Source organism: Bradyrhizobium sp. A11, from assembly GCF_042077125.1.
Lineage (GTDB): Bacteria > Pseudomonadota > Alphaproteobacteria > Rhizobiales > Xanthobacteraceae > Bradyrhizobium > Bradyrhizobium japonicum_B.
The window spans coordinates 1,490,602-1,506,464 of record NZ_CP149509.1 but is presented as its reverse complement, the minus strand read 5'-3'; the positions used below and the strand labels follow the sequence as shown (position 1 = coordinate 1,506,464).

Annotated in this window: 16 protein-coding genes and 1 pseudogene; 9 read left to right on the top strand and 8 right to left on the bottom strand. The window is 65.6% G+C overall.

What is annotated here, in order from left to right; translation table 11 throughout:
* The first annotated feature begins 99 nt into the window (after window positions 1-99).
* Window positions 100-726: a TetR/AcrR family transcriptional regulator gene (locus tag WI560_RS06975; protein ID WP_375307408.1), complete on the top strand. Its 627-nt coding sequence runs from the start codon at window positions 100-102 to the stop codon at window positions 724-726.
* A 99-nt stretch (window positions 727-825) separates the two neighbouring features.
* Here WI560_RS06975 and WI560_RS06970 read toward each other — a convergent pair whose 3' ends face one another.
* Window positions 826-1,170, bottom strand: coding sequence for a hypothetical protein (locus WI560_RS06970; RefSeq protein WP_375307407.1), 345 nt, complete (start codon window positions 1,168-1,170; stop codon window positions 826-828).
* Window positions 1,171-1,522: 352 nt separating this feature from the next.
* On the opposite strand from WI560_RS06970, the gene WI560_RS06965 reads away from it, so the two are divergent.
* The 3 genes and pseudogenes from WI560_RS06965 to WI560_RS06955 all read left to right on the top strand — a co-directional run.
* Window positions 1,523-1,789 carry a hypothetical protein gene (locus tag WI560_RS06965; protein ID WP_028138017.1) on the top strand — a complete coding sequence of 89 codons (267 nt, stop codon included), beginning with the start codon at window positions 1,523-1,525 and terminating at the stop codon, window positions 1,787-1,789.
* Complete coding sequence (locus WI560_RS06960; RefSeq protein WP_028138018.1) at window positions 1,782-2,078, top strand: hypothetical protein; 297 nt, start codon at window positions 1,782-1,784, stop codon at window positions 2,076-2,078. The genes WI560_RS06965 and WI560_RS06960 overlap by 8 nt, the downstream gene beginning before the upstream one ends.
* Before the next feature lie 116 nt (window positions 2,079-2,194).
* Window positions 2,195-2,365, top strand: a pseudogene (locus WI560_RS06955) (DUF1488 family protein); the annotation flags it as partial.
* Between the two features lie 122 nt (window positions 2,366-2,487).
* Here WI560_RS06955 and rpsU read toward each other — a convergent pair.
* A complete protein-coding gene (gene rpsU / locus WI560_RS06950) occupies window positions 2,488-2,763 on the bottom strand; it encodes a 30S ribosomal protein S21 (protein WP_027572522.1) in 276 nt (91 codons plus the stop codon).
* 427 nt (window positions 2,764-3,190) lie between these two features.
* Between rpsU and WI560_RS06945 the strand changes: the two genes are divergently transcribed.
* From WI560_RS06945 to WI560_RS06935, 3 genes are all read left to right on the top strand, one after another.
* The gene (locus tag WI560_RS06945) at window positions 3,191-3,400 is read left to right on the top strand and encodes a cold-shock protein (RefSeq protein ID WP_028138021.1); all 210 of its coding nucleotides are present in this window, start codon (window positions 3,191-3,193) and stop codon (window positions 3,398-3,400) included.
* Between the two features lie 97 nt (window positions 3,401-3,497).
* Window positions 3,498-3,740, top strand: coding sequence for a transcriptional regulator (locus WI560_RS06940; protein WP_375159121.1), 243 nt, complete (start codon window positions 3,498-3,500; stop codon window positions 3,738-3,740).
* A 45-nt stretch (window positions 3,741-3,785) separates the two neighbouring features.
* Window positions 3,786-4,007 (top strand): hypothetical protein, encoded by a 222-nt coding sequence (locus tag WI560_RS06935; protein ID WP_375307406.1) that lies wholly within the window; start codon window positions 3,786-3,788, stop codon window positions 4,005-4,007.
* A gap of 297 nt (window positions 4,008-4,304) precedes the next feature.
* Here the strand turns inward: WI560_RS06935 and WI560_RS06930 are convergent, their stop codons facing one another.
* From WI560_RS06930 to WI560_RS06915, 4 genes are all read right to left on the bottom strand, one after another.
* Complete coding sequence (locus WI560_RS06930; RefSeq protein ID WP_375307405.1) at window positions 4,305-4,658, bottom strand: hypothetical protein; 354 nt, start codon at window positions 4,656-4,658, stop codon at window positions 4,305-4,307.
* A 113-nt stretch (window positions 4,659-4,771) separates the two neighbouring features.
* On the bottom strand, window positions 4,772-7,357 hold the full coding sequence (locus WI560_RS06925; protein WP_375307404.1) for an EAL domain-containing protein: 2,586 nt from the start codon (window positions 7,355-7,357) through the stop codon (window positions 4,772-4,774).
* Window positions 7,358-7,513: 156 nt separating this feature from the next.
* Window positions 7,514-8,812 carry an MFS transporter gene (locus WI560_RS06920; protein WP_375307403.1) on the bottom strand — a complete coding sequence of 433 codons (1,299 nt, stop codon included), beginning with the start codon at window positions 8,810-8,812 and terminating at the stop codon, window positions 7,514-7,516.
* 91 nt (window positions 8,813-8,903) lie between these two features.
* Complete coding sequence (locus WI560_RS06915; protein WP_375307402.1) at window positions 8,904-11,294, bottom strand: EAL domain-containing protein; 2,391 nt, start codon at window positions 11,292-11,294, stop codon at window positions 8,904-8,906.
* A 325-nt stretch (window positions 11,295-11,619) separates the two neighbouring features.
* On the opposite strand from WI560_RS06915, the gene WI560_RS06910 reads away from it, so the two are divergent.
* Complete coding sequence (locus WI560_RS06910; RefSeq protein ID WP_375307401.1) at window positions 11,620-12,786, top strand: ABC transporter substrate-binding protein; 1,167 nt, start codon at window positions 11,620-11,622, stop codon at window positions 12,784-12,786.
* 6 nt (window positions 12,787-12,792) lie between these two features.
* On the opposite strand, the gene WI560_RS06905 is transcribed toward WI560_RS06910, so the two are convergent.
* Window positions 12,793-13,770, bottom strand: a complete 978-nt coding sequence (locus WI560_RS06905) for a hydroxyacid dehydrogenase (protein WP_375307400.1) — start codon at window positions 13,768-13,770, stop codon at window positions 12,793-12,795.
* 187 nt (window positions 13,771-13,957) lie between these two features.
* Here WI560_RS06905 and WI560_RS06900 point away from each other — a divergent pair, with 187 nt between their 5' ends.
* Window positions 13,958-15,433, top strand: a complete 1,476-nt coding sequence (locus WI560_RS06900) for a caspase domain-containing protein (RefSeq protein ID WP_375307399.1) — start codon at window positions 13,958-13,960, stop codon at window positions 15,431-15,433.
* A gap of 52 nt (window positions 15,434-15,485) precedes the next feature.
* On the opposite strand, the gene WI560_RS06895 is transcribed toward WI560_RS06900, so the two are convergent.
* Entirely contained in the window at window positions 15,486-15,857 is a 372-nt protein-coding gene (locus tag WI560_RS06895; RefSeq protein WP_375307398.1) for a hypothetical protein, read from the bottom strand.
* Between the last annotated feature and the right edge of the window lie 6 nt (window positions 15,858-15,863).

The window sequence follows — 15,863 nt, the reverse complement described above, 5'->3', positions numbered from 1 at the left end:
TACGCCGACGCTTGCCTGCTCGCGCGGCGTAACCATCCCTTGAAATTATCAACTCGATACATTGTTGTATCGAGTTGCATTCTGCCCTACCCTGCTCCGATGTCAAGGGTGAGAACCAGGCCGACCAGGGACGATACGCGCGACAAATTGTTCGAGGCGGCCGCGCGCGTGTTCGAACAGGACGGCATCGGCGGCGCCAGCATCGAGGCGATCGCGGCGGCGGCGGGCTTCAGCCGCGGCGCGTTCTATTCGAACTTCAAGAGCAAGGACGAGCTGATCATCGCCATGCTCGAGGACCATGTCGAGCAGTCGATCCGGCGCAACATGGACATCCTCGCCCAGCACGACAATCTCGACGATTTCATCGCCGCGCTGAAGGCGATGGACCGCACGCGGCAGGATCCGCTCGGCCGCTCCCCGCTGCTGCACATCGAGATGATCCTGTTCGTCGCGCGCGCCGAGAAGCGCCGGCCCGAACTCGCCAAACGCCTGCGCGCCCGCCGCAAGCTGGTCGCCGACATCGTCGAGGCCACGCTGAAGAGCAACGGCAAGAACGGCAATCTGGACCCGCCCTGGATGGCCTCCGTCGTGCTCGCATTGGAGGACGGCTTCCGCCTGCACCGGCTGATCGATCCCGAGACCACGCCGGCCGACAGCTTTTTGCGCGCGATCACCGATCTTCGGCGCCGGACGGGATTGGCGGCGAGCCAGGGTACATCTTCATAAGGCGCGAGCCGGCTTCATCTCGAATGCGGCTGCGACATAGGGTCGAGCGCCTCCGTCGCGGCGTCAAATCCATCCGCGCTGGCGCGCGCTGCAGCTCGCCTACTTCTTCTTTGCGGGTCCGAAATCCGGCTGCCAGGCGGCTTCCTTGCGGCTCGGGGCCGCGGCGATGACCTTGGACTTTTCCTTCTTCGGCTTCTTGGCTTCGCGATTGCCGCGTTGTTGGCCCTTCGCCATCTCGCTCTCCTTTGCCGGTTCAAGTTGGTCGAATTCATCGGGTTGCAGGACAAGTCCGCGCGGGGTGCAGACCCTGACATCCATGTAGCCTTCACGCAGCAATTTTCGCGCGAGCCGCAACGCGACCGCCGCGGTGCCGCGCCCCAGATTGGAACTGCCGTATTCGTTGGTCCCACTGACCAGATACGGCACGCGTATCGCCCTACCCATTGAGGATGGCAGCTCCGCACACGAGAAGCAGAAGGAACAGGGGAACGATCACCGGCGGCACGACCCATTCCGAGATGCGAACAGGCGACATCGAATGCTCCTGCGAAGCCTTCGGCGGGAGCACACGTGACCCTCAGTCACCGGTCGAAGCCGTTGAGACGTGCGGTGATGGCCGCGACCTTACGCCCGCACTGAGGCGATAGCGAGCGTTTAAATGCCTCGCGTGCGTTTGTCGCGCCGTGACACCGGCGTCGACGGCGCGGTGACGATAGTGCTGGCAATTGCCGCGCCAAGAGCGCATGCTCGCGACGCCGGCACCGGTTGGGGCTTCACTTGCGAAAGGCAGGCGTGCATGACCATCCGCTCGCGGCGAGAAACCGTCACGTTCAGGCATCCGTTCCGCATGCGCGGCATCGATCGCGTGTTGCCGGCCGGCGCCTATGAGGTCGTCACCGACGAGGAAACGATCGAGGGCCTGACCTTCGCCGCCTATCGCCGCATCGCCACGATGATCACCGTGCCCGCCGAAGGCGCCGGCGGCGTGATGGAGATGCTACCGATCGGCTCGGTCGATCTCGCGAACGCGCAAGCTGCAGACGCGAGCATTGCCAATGACTGATCATCCCGTGGACCTCGACAAGCACCGCGGCATGGCCGCACAGAAGGCCACCGACCTGCGCCGCGCGCTGGCCGAGGTCGAGGCCAACACCAGAGAGCTGCGCGAGCGCGAGGCCGATCTTGAGCACCGCATGATGACGGTGCCCGCCGCGTCCTGGTCGGAGGCCGCGGTGAAGGCCCGCCATTTGCTCAACCTTTATGCCGCGAGCCTGCCCGCAGAGGACACGCGCCATCGCGCGCTGGTGGCCGCGCTGTTTGACGATTTTGCCCGGCTGTCGGGGGAGAGCTGAGGCGAACGACCGCCGCCTGCATTCTCAACGTGCCATGCGCTACGGGAACGCAGGCGGCCGGTCGCCGCGCTGATCTGAGGGCGATCGTGCCTGGCAATCACGCAACGGAGCACGCCATGACATTGACCAGCGGCCGCTTTATCGGCCACGAATACGACCGGATGATCGTCCGGTTCTCGATGCATGACGGCACCAGGGAGATTCCTTGCGCCGTCTCGACTTCCGCGATGGACGATCTCGAGCGCGGCCCCCAAGTCAAGCCCGAGCAGCGGGAGGCTCAGTTCACTCGCCTGCGGGACCGCATCGAAGCACGCGCGGCGAGCAAATATCACGCGACGGAGTTCGAAGGAACGCCGCCGGGCATCGTGCTGCGCGCATCGATTTCAGGTCATAGCGACGGCAGCTCTCTCTACTCCGCCCGCGCCTTGATCTCCGGCAAGGGCGGCTTGCGTTCAAAGGGCTTCTTTTTCGGCGGCGCCGGCAGCAACCCCTCTCTGATCGCTTGTTTCCGGGCCAGCTTGCGCGCGCGACGAATGGCTTCGGATTTCTCGCGGGTCTTTCGCTCGGACGGCTTTTCATACGAGCGCCGCTGCTTCATTTCGCGAAACACGCCCTCGCGCTGCATCTTCTTCTTGAGAACGCGGAGTGCCTGCTCGACGTTGTTGTCTCTGACGAGTACGTGCAATTGATTCTCCCGACCGGGGCTGCGAATGGCGACACGTCCTGCAGGCAGCCAATTGCGCAGGAGCTTCATTGCGAATTTTGAGGATAGCAGCGGCGACGTTGGTCGCGGCTTCGGACGCAGGTCTGCTTGTCACGGCGATCAGACACCGTGACCATTGTCATGCAGCGCTGTCAATCGCTAACGTCCTGCTGGCAGATCGATGGATTCCATGCAAAGCGCCTCGATCGGAACAGTCGATCCGCTCTTTCGAAAACAAACCGGCCTGGCTCCTTGCAAAATCCTGGGGATCATATATATAGAAGACGTTCGATTAGCCGCTGTGCCTTGTTGAATGCGCCCGCGGGCTCCTTTTCCAAAGACATCGACGAAGTTGAAGATGACCGCGTGATTGTCGCGCGGAATGCGCTTGCGCGCTTTGGAGAAGAAGATGACGACAGGTACGGTCAAGTGGTTCAATGGCCAAAAGGGCTTCGGTTTCATTCAGCCGAACGACGGCGGCAACGATGTGTTCGTTCACATCAGCGCCGTTGAACGGGCTGGTCTTGCAGGTCTCGGAGAAGGCCAGCAGGTCAATTTCGAGGTCAAGACCGACAAGATGCGAGGCAAGGTCAGCGCTGAGAATCTCTCGCTGGCTTGATATCGTGGCACCGTTTCACGGATGTACTGAAACGGTCGCCCTGCCCGCTCAATCCCAGGATTGAGCGGGTTTAGTCGTTTGCGGAGCCGGGTGGACGATGAGCACCAAGAAACCGGCAGAGCCGTCACCCGAAAGCGTCGCGCGATCCGATCGTCGCCGCGTGGCCGCTGAAGACGGAGCACGGGCAATGGCCGACGCCGAACGGCAGGCCATCGAAGTTCGCAAAAACATGGCGCGGCTGCGAGCCGCGCGCGAGGCCAAGGAAGCGGCTGACGAAGCTGTTCGGCTGGCTTTGCCGGCGCCGGCGCCAAAGAAACGCTCGAAGAAGCCGGCACGATAATCTTCAAGCTGCCGCAGCCTCAAGGGGCCGATCACATGCCGGAGGGTGCAGATCGTGCCTAGAATCAAGCCAGACCACGGAACCATCACGTTCTTTCTCGCGTCCGGCGCCAATCGGCAGATGTGCCAGCTTGCCACGACATTCAACACGCAGAAGCAGGCCTTCAGCTATCTGCAGAAGCATCGAACTGAGTTCGAGCGCATGGCGCGGGCACGGCTCGCTTCAGGCGAGCTCCAAGACGGGATCGTCGTGCTGTCCATGCTTTAGCCGCAGCGCTGCGATTGTGTGGCGCTTCTCGCAGGAGAAGTGCGACGTCTAGGGCGTCCTCTCGGACCGGCTTCGTCGTTCAGCCTCCCTCGCCAGCCGTTCGGCCTTCAGTCGTTCCCGATTTGCCTGGAAAGCCTGTTCCGCCTTCTCGTAATCGGTCGCCGGCTTCGCCGCGGTCTGTTTGAAGTGGCTGTTCGCCTCGTTCGCTGCACGCGATGGGGAATGCGGTTTCATTTGTCATCCTCATGTCTCTGGCGGCTCGAAGTCCTCCGGTGCCGGGGCCTCCTGCTGCTCGCCTTATTCCTGGATCGGCTTGCTGCGTTTGGCTCGATCGATTCGCACGTGGTCGAATTCCTTGGGTCCATCGAGCAGAACCCGCTTGCGGATCGCCCGATCATCGGCCGTCGTGGTGGTGTCCGCCATGCGATCGATCGCATCCCCAGCCATCTCGCGGGCGCGCAGCTTCTGTCGATCCTCGTCGGTGTGCGCAAGTCCCAGCTCCACCAAACGACCTATTGCCTGGGACAGGCTGGGCCTTTCGTCCTGAAGCGCCATCCATGCTGTGATGGCTCTGAGCAGCGATTGCGAAGGCCGAAAACCTGCCGAATGAACCAAGGCGGTGGCATTTTCCGGTCTTTTCGTCGCAGCCATGCAATCTCCAGACTGGATACGGCGTGGCGCCCCTCCGGCAGGTCTCACTCAAGCAAATCGCCGATCTGCCGATGGGTTCCTAATTGCCGAGAATATCGCCAGAAAGCAATCGATTATGCTGACCGCCTTACGGCGCCGGGACCGGTCGGCGCGACGTCGAGTTTCCCCAGCATCGACTTCGCCTGCTCGGCGCAGTGATCGATCAGCCAGCGCTCGAAGGCGACGGGCGGAAGCGCGGGGGCGTAGAGAAAGCCTTGCACGACGTCGCAGCCGAGTTCGGCCAGCGTCTTGCGCTGGCCTTCGGTCTCGACGCCCTCGGCGACGACGGTCATGCCGAGGCCCTGGCCGACGCGCACCACGGCGGTGGCGATGGCGAGCGCACCCGCGTCGCGCTCGATGTCGCGCATGAAACTGCGGTCGATCTTGAGTTCGCGGATCGGCAGATGCGCAAGGCGGCTGAGGCTGGAATATCCGGTGCCGAAATCGTCCACCGCGAGCCCGACGCCGAGCGCGCGGATCGCGGTCATCGTCTCCAGCGCGGCGACGCTGTCCTGCATGAACGCGCCCTCGGTGATCTCCAGCATGAGCGCATCCGCCGGCAGGTCGTATTCGGCGAGGACGTCCTTGAGGCGCGCGGCGAGCGTGACGTTTCGGAAATTGATCGGCGACAGGTTCACCGACACGCAGGGAATGTTGAGGCCGGCACGGCGCCAGCTCGCCATCTGCCGGCAGGCTTCACGCACCGACCACAGACCGATTTGCTCGATCAGGCCGCACTCCTCCGCGAGCGGAATGAACTTTGCCGGCGAGACGTCGCCGAGCACGGCATCGTGCCAGCGCGACAGCGCCTCGACGCCGTGGATCGCGCCGTCGCAGCTGCGGATCTGCGGCTGGTAGCTCAGGCTCAGCGCGCCTTCCGCGATGGCGCGGCGGAGCGCCGCGATCAGCGCCAGGCGCTGCTCGGTGAGCCCGTTCATCTCGGCACTGAAGATGCGATAGGTCGAGCGTCCGGCCTGCTTGGCCATATACATGGCGGCGTCGGCCTGCTGCATCAGCGTGTCGATGTCGGTGGCATGGTCGGGGTAGAGGCTGATGCCGATGCTGGCCGACATCGGCATCAGCTTCGATCCGAGCTTCAAGGGGGCGGCCAGCGCCTCCGTGATGTCGGCCGCGACGCCTGCGGCGCTCTCGGCATTGCGTTGCGGCAGCAGGATGACGAATTCGTCGCCGCCGAGCCGTCCCAGCATGTCTTCGGGCCCGATCTGCTCGCGCAGACGCTGGGCGAGCTGGACCAGCAGCTCGTCGCCGGCCGCGTGACCGAGCGTGTCGTTGACGTCCTTGAAATGGTCGACATCGAGGAAGGCCAGCGCGACATGGCTGCCGGTCGGGCAGGCATCGATCGCGGTGGTGATCAGGTGCCGCAGCTGCGCGCGGTTCGGCAGGCCGGTGAGGATGTCGTGATAGGCGAGCCGCGCGATCTCGGCGCGGGCCTCCTTGCGTTCGATCGCGAAGGCGCCGAGATTGACGCAGGCCTCGACGATGCGCCGGTGCCAGTTGCTCGGCGCGCGAGGCTCCCGAAAGTAGAAGGCGAAGGTCGCGATGACCCGGCCGTCCTTGGACTTGATCGGCGTCGACCAGCAGGCGCGCAGGCCGATCCCGAGCGGCATGGCCTTGTAGGGCTGCCAGCGGGCATCGGTCTCGAGGTCGGTCGCCAGCACCGGCTCGCCGTAGAAGGCGGCAGAGCCGCAGGAGCCGACATTAGGGCCGATCCCAATGCCGTCCAATGCGCGGGAATATTCCTCCGGCAGAGAGGGACCTCCGAGCGGGTGGAGCAGGCCGGCGGCATCGACGTGGAGCAGCGAGCAGACGACGTCGGGCGCGATCTGCTCGACGCGGCGGCACAGCCTGTCGGCGATGTCGGCAATCGGAATCTCGTCCGCGAGCGAGGCCATGATGAGCTGCTGCAGCGAGCGCAATTGCCTGGTCTCGGTGATGTCCTCGATCAGCGCGAGGATGTGCTTGACCCGACCCTTGCTGTCGCGGAACGCGTCGATCCGGGCCCAGATCCAGATCTCCTCGCCGTGCTTGTCGTAGGCGAGCACCTCGGCCTCGCCGCGGCGGCCGCCACGCATCAGACGCTCGACCAGCTTCGCGATCGCCTTGCGGTCGGTGTGGCGGCCGGCGATGAGCTCATCTGCGCGGTGGCCCTCGGCCTCGGCGCTGCTGTAGCCGAACAGCGTGGTGAAGGCCGTGTTGACGTAGACGATGTTCTGCTCGGTGTCGGCGATGATCACTGCCCGGTTGCTCTGATCGGCGACGGCGTGGAGAAGCCCGATTCTGGCGCGGCGCTCGGCATCCGCGGTGACGTCGCGCGCGAACACGATGCGATGGGTCGCGCCGTCATGCGCAATGGACGAGAGCGATATGGCCGCACGGATCCGGCTGCCATCGTGCCGCACGAGGCTGATCTCGTCGCGGAATTCCGCGACCGGATCGGCCTGAAGACATTTGAGGGTGAGAATTTCGGCATCGCTGCCGAGCGCGTCGGTGCGCGCGAGCTTCCAGATCCGTTCCGCACTGGCATTGAAATGCGTGATGCGGTGCGCACCATCGACAATGACGACGCCATCGTCGGCGCGTTCAAGTGCAGCCAACAGCACGTCCGGAGTTTCTGTCGCAAGATGATCGGAGGCAGACATCGGAAACCGGGAACATCGGGAAGAAGCGGCAATCGGCCCGAAGCTACGCTCCGATGGTGTCCAAGACGTTTTTGAAAATCGCCTCGCATCTGCCAAGCCGCGACATGCTTAACATTCGGCAAAAGCAGCGCAGGTAATGCAGTGTGTGTCCGCAACTCACTCCGCGGTTCGGCTCTGCGGTTTGTGCAGCCGGCCGGCCACCGCCCTCACCTTGCCCGGCGATGCCCGCCAGATCGCGAGCGCCGACAATCCGCTCACGATGATCGCGAGGCCGAAGGCGAGCGTGTAGTCGCCGGTGCGATCATGGAGCACGCCGGTCAGCCATGGTCCGGCCGCTCCGCCCGCGAGCGCCGCCAGCATGATGGTGCCGAAGATGCTGCCCTGGTGCTTGCCCTGGAAAATCTCGAACACCACCGCGCCCATGATCGAGGTGAGACCGTAGCCGAGCGCGCCTTGCGCGAGCACCATGAGGTAGACGAGCCAGAGCGAGGGTTGATATTTCAAGCCGATCAGCGCGGCGAAGCAGATCACGAAGCCCGCGCAGCTGATCGCCCAGACCCACTCCCGCCCGATGCGGTCGGAGACATGGCCCAGCACGATCTGCCCGGGAATGCCGAGCAGGCTGACGGTGCCGAGCGCCCACACCGCGACGGAAGGGCTGAAGCCGATGTCGAGCAGGAACTTGGTCTGGTGCACCTGCACCGCGTACCAGATGTACAGGCCCGAGAAATAGCCGAGCGCGATCCACCAGAAGCGCGCGGTCGCGACGGCGCGCTTCAGCGTCCAGTCGGTATTGACCCAAACCGGATCGACGACGTTGGAGACGGGTTGGGCACCGCCCGCGACCGGGGCGGCATCGCCGTCGGGTTCGAGGCCGATATCCTGCGGGCGCCTGTGCAGCAGCAGGTTCACCGGCGCCAGCACGATCAGGATGAGCAGGCCCATCGCGGTGCAGGCGGTGCGCCAGCCGGTCGCTTCGATCATGTGCTGCACCCATGGCAGCAGCGTCACCGAGCCGATGCCGACCCCGGCGAAAGCGATGCCGATGGCGAAGCCGCGCTTGCGGATGAACCAGTTCGGCAGGAACAGCGACTGGCCGGAATAGCCAAGACACACCGAGCCGGCACCGACCATGACGCCGATGGTGACATAGAGATGCCAGGGCGCGCTGGTCAGCGGCGCAAGCAGCAAGCCGCCACCCATCAGCACCACCCCGAGCTCCATCACCGCGCGCGGGCCGGCGCGGTCCATCAGGCGGCCGATCAGCGGGCTGACCACGCCCGACACCACGAAGCCGAAGGAGAAGGCGCCGGCGGTCACGCCACGCTCCCAGCCGAACTCCGAGACGATGGGCGGAAAGAACAGCGAAAAGGCTGTACGCGCGTTGACGCCGATGGCCATGGTGACGAAGGTCACGGCGACCACGACCCAGCCGTAGAAGAACGGAAGCCGCATGATGTGGTTGTTTCATCCCTGGACGATCCTTCCGACCATCCGGGGTTGCTCCGGTCAAGCGCTTTTCGTGCATGCCCGTCGCGCCGGGCGCTCAGGCGGCGTCGCGCCGTGACCGTTTGACGGGGGCGTCGAACAGGATCCGCTCGATCGGCTGCGGGCGGCCGAACAGATAGCCCTGGGCGAAATTGACGCCGAGCGCCTTCAGCCGCTCGTACTCCTCGCGGGTCTCGACGCCTTCGGCCGTCACCGACATGTCGAGCCCGCGCGCCAGGGTCACGATCGCGGAGATGATGGCGGAGCTGCGCGGCTGATGCGTGAGGTTGCGGATGAACGACTTGTCGATCTTGATCTTGTCGAACGGGAACGCGGTCAGATAGCTGAGCGAGGAATAGCCGGTGCCGAAATCGTCGAGCGCGAGCTCGATGCCGAGACGCTTGAGCCGCTCCATGAAGGCGTGGTTCTCGCTGCCGCGCTCCAGCAGGACGGATTCGGTGATCTCGATCTCCAGCCGCTGGGGCGGCAGGCCGGAATCCGCGAGCGCCGCGCCGATCATCTCGAAGAGCTCGGCTTCCTTGAACTGGATCGGTGACAGGTTGACCGCGACCGACAAATCGGAGGGCCAGCCGGCCGCATCCGCGCAGGCGCGCCGCAGCACGAATTCGCCGAGCGGCACGATCAACCCGGTCTCCTCCGCAAGCTGGATGAACTGGTCCGGGGGGATCAGGCCGCGCGTCGGATGCCGCCAGCGCACCAACGCCTCGAAGCCGCACCGCGCCCCGCTGAGAGCGTCGACGAACGGCTGGTAATGCACCTCCAGCTGGCACCGCGCGATGGCATCGCGCAAATCCCCCTCCAGCGTGTTGCGGGCCTCCAGCTCGGCCGACATCGCCTCGTCGTAGATGGTGAAGCAATTGCGACCCGCCGATTTCGAGCGATAGAGCGCAAGGTCCGCCTTCTTCAGCAATTGCTCCTGATCGCTGCCGTGATCCGGCGCGATGGCGATGCCGATGCTGGTGCCGATCTCGACGCGGTGGCCGGGCAGGAGGAACGGTTCGGTCAACAGCTTGGCGATCCGCGCCGCCAGCTCGGTCGCACAGGCGCGCTGATCCGCACCGGCTTCCTGGATGATGGCGAACTCGTCGCCACCGAGCCGGGCCAGCACGTCGGTGGCGCGCAATGCGGATTTCAGCCGCTGTGCCACCTGGCGCAGCAGCGCATCGCCGGCCCCGTGACCGAGGGAGTCGTTGACGTTCTTGAAGCGGTCGAGGTCGAGCATCAGGATCGAGAACGGCAGTCCCCGCACCCCCAGCTGGTTGTTCATCTCGTCGAGCCGGCTGAGGAAGAAGGCGCGGTTCGGCAGTCCGGTCAGGACGTCGGTTTGGGCGAGCTCGAGCACCCGCCGGTTGGCCAGTGACAGGCGCCGCGAGTTGCGGCTCGCCAGCATGAGATAGGTCGACAGCGACAGCGTGAGCAGCATGCCGACGATCAGCACCGCGACCGCGCGATCGTAAGTCGTCTCCAGCGGACCGCCGGCGGTGGGAACGGCCCGCACCTGCCAATCGGTATCGCCGATCTTGAGGCTGCCCGACCAGTGCAGTGCCCGGGCGACGTCCCGCATCGACTGCGGCGCCCTTGCCGCCGACGAATAGTCGGGCAGCATCTGCTCCAGGCTGACGATTTGCCCCGTGAAGGGCGGATAGACGTTGATGCTGACCGCGGGGCTTGCTCCCGTGGTCACGCGAATGGCCTGAATCAGCAGCGGCAGATCGAAGATTCCGACCACGTAGCCGGCGAGATTGCGACGCCGGTCCGCGATCGTCTCGCGCGACGTCCCCTTGGCGTAGACGGGAACGGCAACGAGGACGTCGGGCAGCCGGCCTCCCTCCCTCGGTTCGAACAGGCGGGTGCGGATGGCTGCGACGCTGTCGTGATCGCGCGCGCGCTCCAGAACCGCGCGGCGCTCCGGAACGGTGGCGTAGTCCATGCCATAGACCGACGAGGTCTTGGGCTGGGTCGAATAGAACACCGGAAAATATTCGTCGCTCTGCGGCGCCGTCGCGAAGCTTTCGCCCTGAAGCGACTTGATGCGATAGCCGGAGACGCCGTCCGTGATCGCCGCGGCCTCGTAATCGGAGCGCTCTTTTCGGTTGACGCGCGGCACCCAGGCCACACGCAGCATGCCGGGATGGCGTTCGAACAGGCGGACACTGAAGGTCTCGAACTCGCTGCGGGTAACTTCGTCGTTGGTCGATTCGAACAGCGTGCGCAGAGCGAGCAGCCTCGATATGTATTCGCCCATGCCGTTCTGCATGACGATCGCTTCGGTCTCGGCCGCGTTCTCGAACTCGATCCTGTTGACGCGATCTTCCCACCGCGCCACGGCGGCCGCGCCGACGACCGAGAACAGAAGACCGACGCCGACCGCGACGAACGCGGGGCGATACAGCCCGAGCAGCAGCGCGGCACGCCACCATCCGGTCATGCGCCTCCGATCCTGATCGTGCTGATCGTGACCGCCCATCTCGAAGCCGCCGTCCCCTCTCCCGCGACAAACCGAACCTCTGGTTGAGGCATCGGTTTGGCTATCGGAACAAGACCGCGGTTAAGAAACTGCACAATTTCGGAACCGGATCATGCCGCAATGCACCGGATTAGTTAATGAAGTGCGCGAGCGATGCGGTAGTGTGGAAACAAGTTGCCGATTTTGCCCGGAGTCCTACGGGGCGCCGACACGGTGCCGATTAGCCAGCTGTTCAGGCTCGCAGGGATATGTTGCGCAAGGTTTCTCAACTATCCGGCAAGACCCGATGCATCGATTTCGATCGACGAGATCCGTGATCCTGACCTGCGTGCTCCTGGCAGCGACCACGCTCACGGCCGGGGCCGAGGAGGCCGGCGTCAGCGAGGATGCGATCCTGTTCGGCCAGGCCGCCGCGCTGGAAGGTCCGTCCTCCGCGCTCGGGCAGCGTATGCGGCAAGGCATCGTCGCAGCATTCACCGAGATCAACGCCAAGGGTGGCGTGCACGGCCGCAGGCTCCAGCTCATCAGCCGCGACGACGGCTACGATCCCGATCGTTCGGCGGCGGAGACGCTGCGGCTGATCGAGGACGACAAGGTGTTCGCGCTGATCGGGGCGGTGGGCACGCCGACCGCGATGGCGACAATTCCGATCACCAGCCCCAGGAACATTCCCTTCATCGGCCCGTTCAGCGGTGCCGAATTCCTGCGCGACCTCGAACTCGCGAACGTCGTCAACATCCGCGCGAGCTACAGTGCGGAGGCCGAAGCGTGGATCAAGCACCTCACCGAGGATCGCCACTTCACCCGCATCGGCATTTTCTACCAGGACGATGCCTTCGGCCGCGACGGTCTGACCGGTGTGAAGCGCGCGCTCGCCAGGCGCGGCCTCGAGCTCGCCGCCGAAGGCACCTTTGAGCGCAACACCCGCGCGGTCAAGGCCGCCTTGCGAACGATCAAGCGCGCCGAGCCCGAGGCCATCGTGATGGTCGGGACCTATGGCCCCTGCGCGGAGTTCATCAAGCTCGCGCACCGCAGCGGCTTCTATCCGACCTTCGTCAACATCTCCTTTGTCGGCGCCAACGCGCTCGCCAGGGAGCTAGGCCCCGAGGGCGAAGGCGTCGTCGTCTCGCAGGTCGTGCCATTTCCGTGGGACCGCTCGCTCAAGCTCGTCGCCGACTATCAGGCGGCGCAGAAGGCGGTCGATCCGACGCAGACACCGGACTTCGTATCGCTGGAAGGCTACCTCTCCGGCCGCCTCGCGGCCGCAGCGCTGGAACAGGCCGGACCTGAGCCGACCCGCGCAAGCCTGCTGCGCGCCATCAACGATGTCGGTCGCTTCGAGATCAGCGGCAGCATTGTCAACGTCGGCCTCCGCATGATCGACGCGCCGCCGAAGGTGTTCTTGACGGTGATCCAGAAGGACGGGACGTTCAAGGCGGTGGACCGGCTGTAGGGCCGTTCATGGCCGCCGCGTCCAGTGCTCGGCGTTCACCGCGCCCGGCGGCACCTCGCCCTTCGCGATCGCTTCGACCTGCCGCACGGTTTCCAGCGACTGATATTCGATCGCCTGCGGCGTCAGCCCGCCGACATGCGGGGTGGCGATCACGTTCGGAAGCTTTGCGAGCTCCGGTGTCGGCATCTGGTCCGGCGCGCGGCCGACGTCGATCGCTGCACCGGCAATGCGGTTCTCGCGCAACGCCTGCGCCAGTGCCGGCTCGTCGACGAGATTGCCTCGCGAGAGGTTGATGAAGAACGCATGCCTCCGCATGCGCGCCAGCGCCGCCGCTCCGATTAGATTCTCGGTCTGCTCGTTGGCGATCGCAAGGCAGACGACATAGTCCGAAGAGGCAAGCAGCTCGTCGAGGCCGACCTGCCGGATCGCGGCATCGCCGACATCGGCGAAGGGGTCGCAGACCAGCACCTCCATGCGCAGCACCTTTGCGATCCCCGCGAGATAGCGCCCGATGCTGCCATAGCCGATGATGCCGATCGTGCTGCCGGCAAGCTGGCGGCCCATCCGCGCCTCCGGCTTGCGGCCGGCCTGGTAGTCCGCCGTCGTCCGCGACACGCCGCGGGAGAGATCGACCATGAAGCCGAGCGCGAGCTCGGCGACGGCCTGCACGAAGCCGGGACCGGCGCGGGTGACGAGCACGCCGGCCTTCGAGGCCGCTTCCACATCGACGTTGCGGATATCGACGGCACAGCGAACGAAGGCGCGCAGATGCGGCAGCTCGGCGAAGATCCGGCCGCGGCCTTCCGTCATGCGATCGGCGACGATGATGTCGGCGTCTTTCGCGACCTGCACGAGGCCGGCGGCGTCGAGGGGCTCGTCGCTTTCGTGCAGGATCACCTCGGCGGCCGCACGCAGGCCGTTCAAGCTGCGGTCGCCGTAATAGTTGCGCCGCATCTCCGGCGTGTGAGCAAGCAGAACCTTCACGACTGGACTCCTTCCATCCCCGAATGCCCGCGGCAGCGACCGTCGAAACCTGGCACAACGCCGGCTGCGGCAGGCATCCTGTCACAATTTGCCGCAGCGCGCAGCGTGACCCAGCGCACAGACGGATCCATGGCGGCTCCCTAGGAAAAGTGACATCATCGCGCGTATTGCCGTTGGAGGTGACATCATGCGCCACCCAGTCTTTTCCAATCTGCTCGTTGCGTCCGGTTTTTTCGCCCTCGCCCAGTTGATGACGCCGACGGAGGCCGTGGCCGAAGCGCGGCTTGCGCTGGTGATCGGCCAGTCCGCCTATCGCACCGTGCCCGAGCTGCCCAACGCCGCCAACGACGCCAAGGGCATGACGGAGCTGCTCGGCAATGCCGGCTTCACCGTCACCACGGCGGCCAATCTGGGGCAGAATGAAATGCGCGCGGCGATCTCGGATTTCGCCGGCAAGGTCGGCGCCAGCGGCGCCGACACCGTCGCGCTGGTGTTCTATGCCGGCCACGGTCTGCAAATCGACGGCGAGAACTATCTCGTTCCGGTCGACCTCGACCCCAAGCGCGAGGCCGACATTCCGCTCCAGGGCGTGCGCCTCAACGACCTGCTCAACACGCTCGGCGCGCTGCCGACACGCGCGCGCATCTTCATGCTCGATGCCTGCCGCAACAATCCGTTCCCCGCGCTGAGCGGCGCCGGCCATGGCCTTGCGATCGTCGACACCAAGGCCGGCGCGCCCGGCTCCTTCATCTCCTATTCGACCTCGCCCGGCGCCGAAGCCGAGGACGGCAACGGCATCGACAGCCCCTACACCGCGGCCGCGCTGACCATCGCCAAGCAGCCCAATCTGCCGATCGAGGAAGTGTTCAAGCGCATCCGCGTCGCCGTCGCGCAATCGACCGACGGACGGCAGATCCCGTGGGAAAGCTCCTCGCTGACCACCGACTTCAGGTTCTTCGGCGAGAGCAGCGGCAACACGCCCGCTGTTCCCGGCGCATCCGCGATGGCGCTCGCCGGCGGCACGCGCAGCGTCGAGGACTGGCGCAAGACCTTGCAGGGCAAGCCGGCCCTGACCGCCTATGAGCTCGTGATCACCGAGGACACCGTGGAGGCGTATCAGGCCTATATCGAGCTGTACGCCCAGGACGCCCGCACGCCGCGCCTGCGCACGGTGCTGGAACGGCGCCGGCAGATGCTGGCCTGGGAGCGCGCCACCGCGATCAACACCCGCGCCTCGTTCGAGGCCTATCTGGCCAACTGGGACAACAGCGACCTCGCCGCGACCGCTCGCCGGCTGCTGCTGCGCGTGCAGAACCGCAATTATGCCGTGCCTGTCGCCGCCGCGGCGACCCCGGTCGCGGTCGCGATGGCTCCGACCTGCCCGTGCTCGGCCCCGACGGCGCCGGCAACGCCGGCCAATCCGAGCGTCGCGCCCGTGATCAAGAAGCGCGTCGACGACACGCCGCCGAAGCGCAAGGTGGTCGAGACGCCGCCGAAGCGCCGGCCTCCGCCCGACGACGTGGTCTACGAGCGCGCCCCGCCCCCCGGCCCGCCGCCCGGTGCCATCATGCAAGGCGTCGGCATCGGGATCGGCATCGGCGTGGGAATGGGCAGCCGCGGCGGCGACGACCATTACCGCGGCGACTACAACCGCAGGTACTAAGACGATCTCCAGCGTGGACGTCGCACCGGCTCGCGCCTCGCGCGAGCCGGTCCTATTGCGCCAGCGCCGGATAGTCGCGCTGCACCGCCTCCCGGACCCAGCCGGCCTGAATCGCGCGAAACAGGATCTGCGCGGTCTTGGCGTCGTCGGCCTTCATGCAGAGGTCGACGATGCGGCGGACCGCATCGTCGCGCATCAGATCGTCTGCGATCTTCATCGCGATTTCCATCGCGACGCGGGCGGCACGTTCGTAGCGCTCACGCTCGCGCCCGGCGGTCCGTGCGGAGCCTCCGACGGCCTCGGCGCCCGCTTTCGCAGCCTCGCAGATGTGACGAATGCGCTCCGCCGCTTCGATGTCGCCGATCGGCCCCTGGATCGGCTCATCCCAGATGTCGGCCGGCCGCCGCCTTGCGAACCAATTCATTGCCCC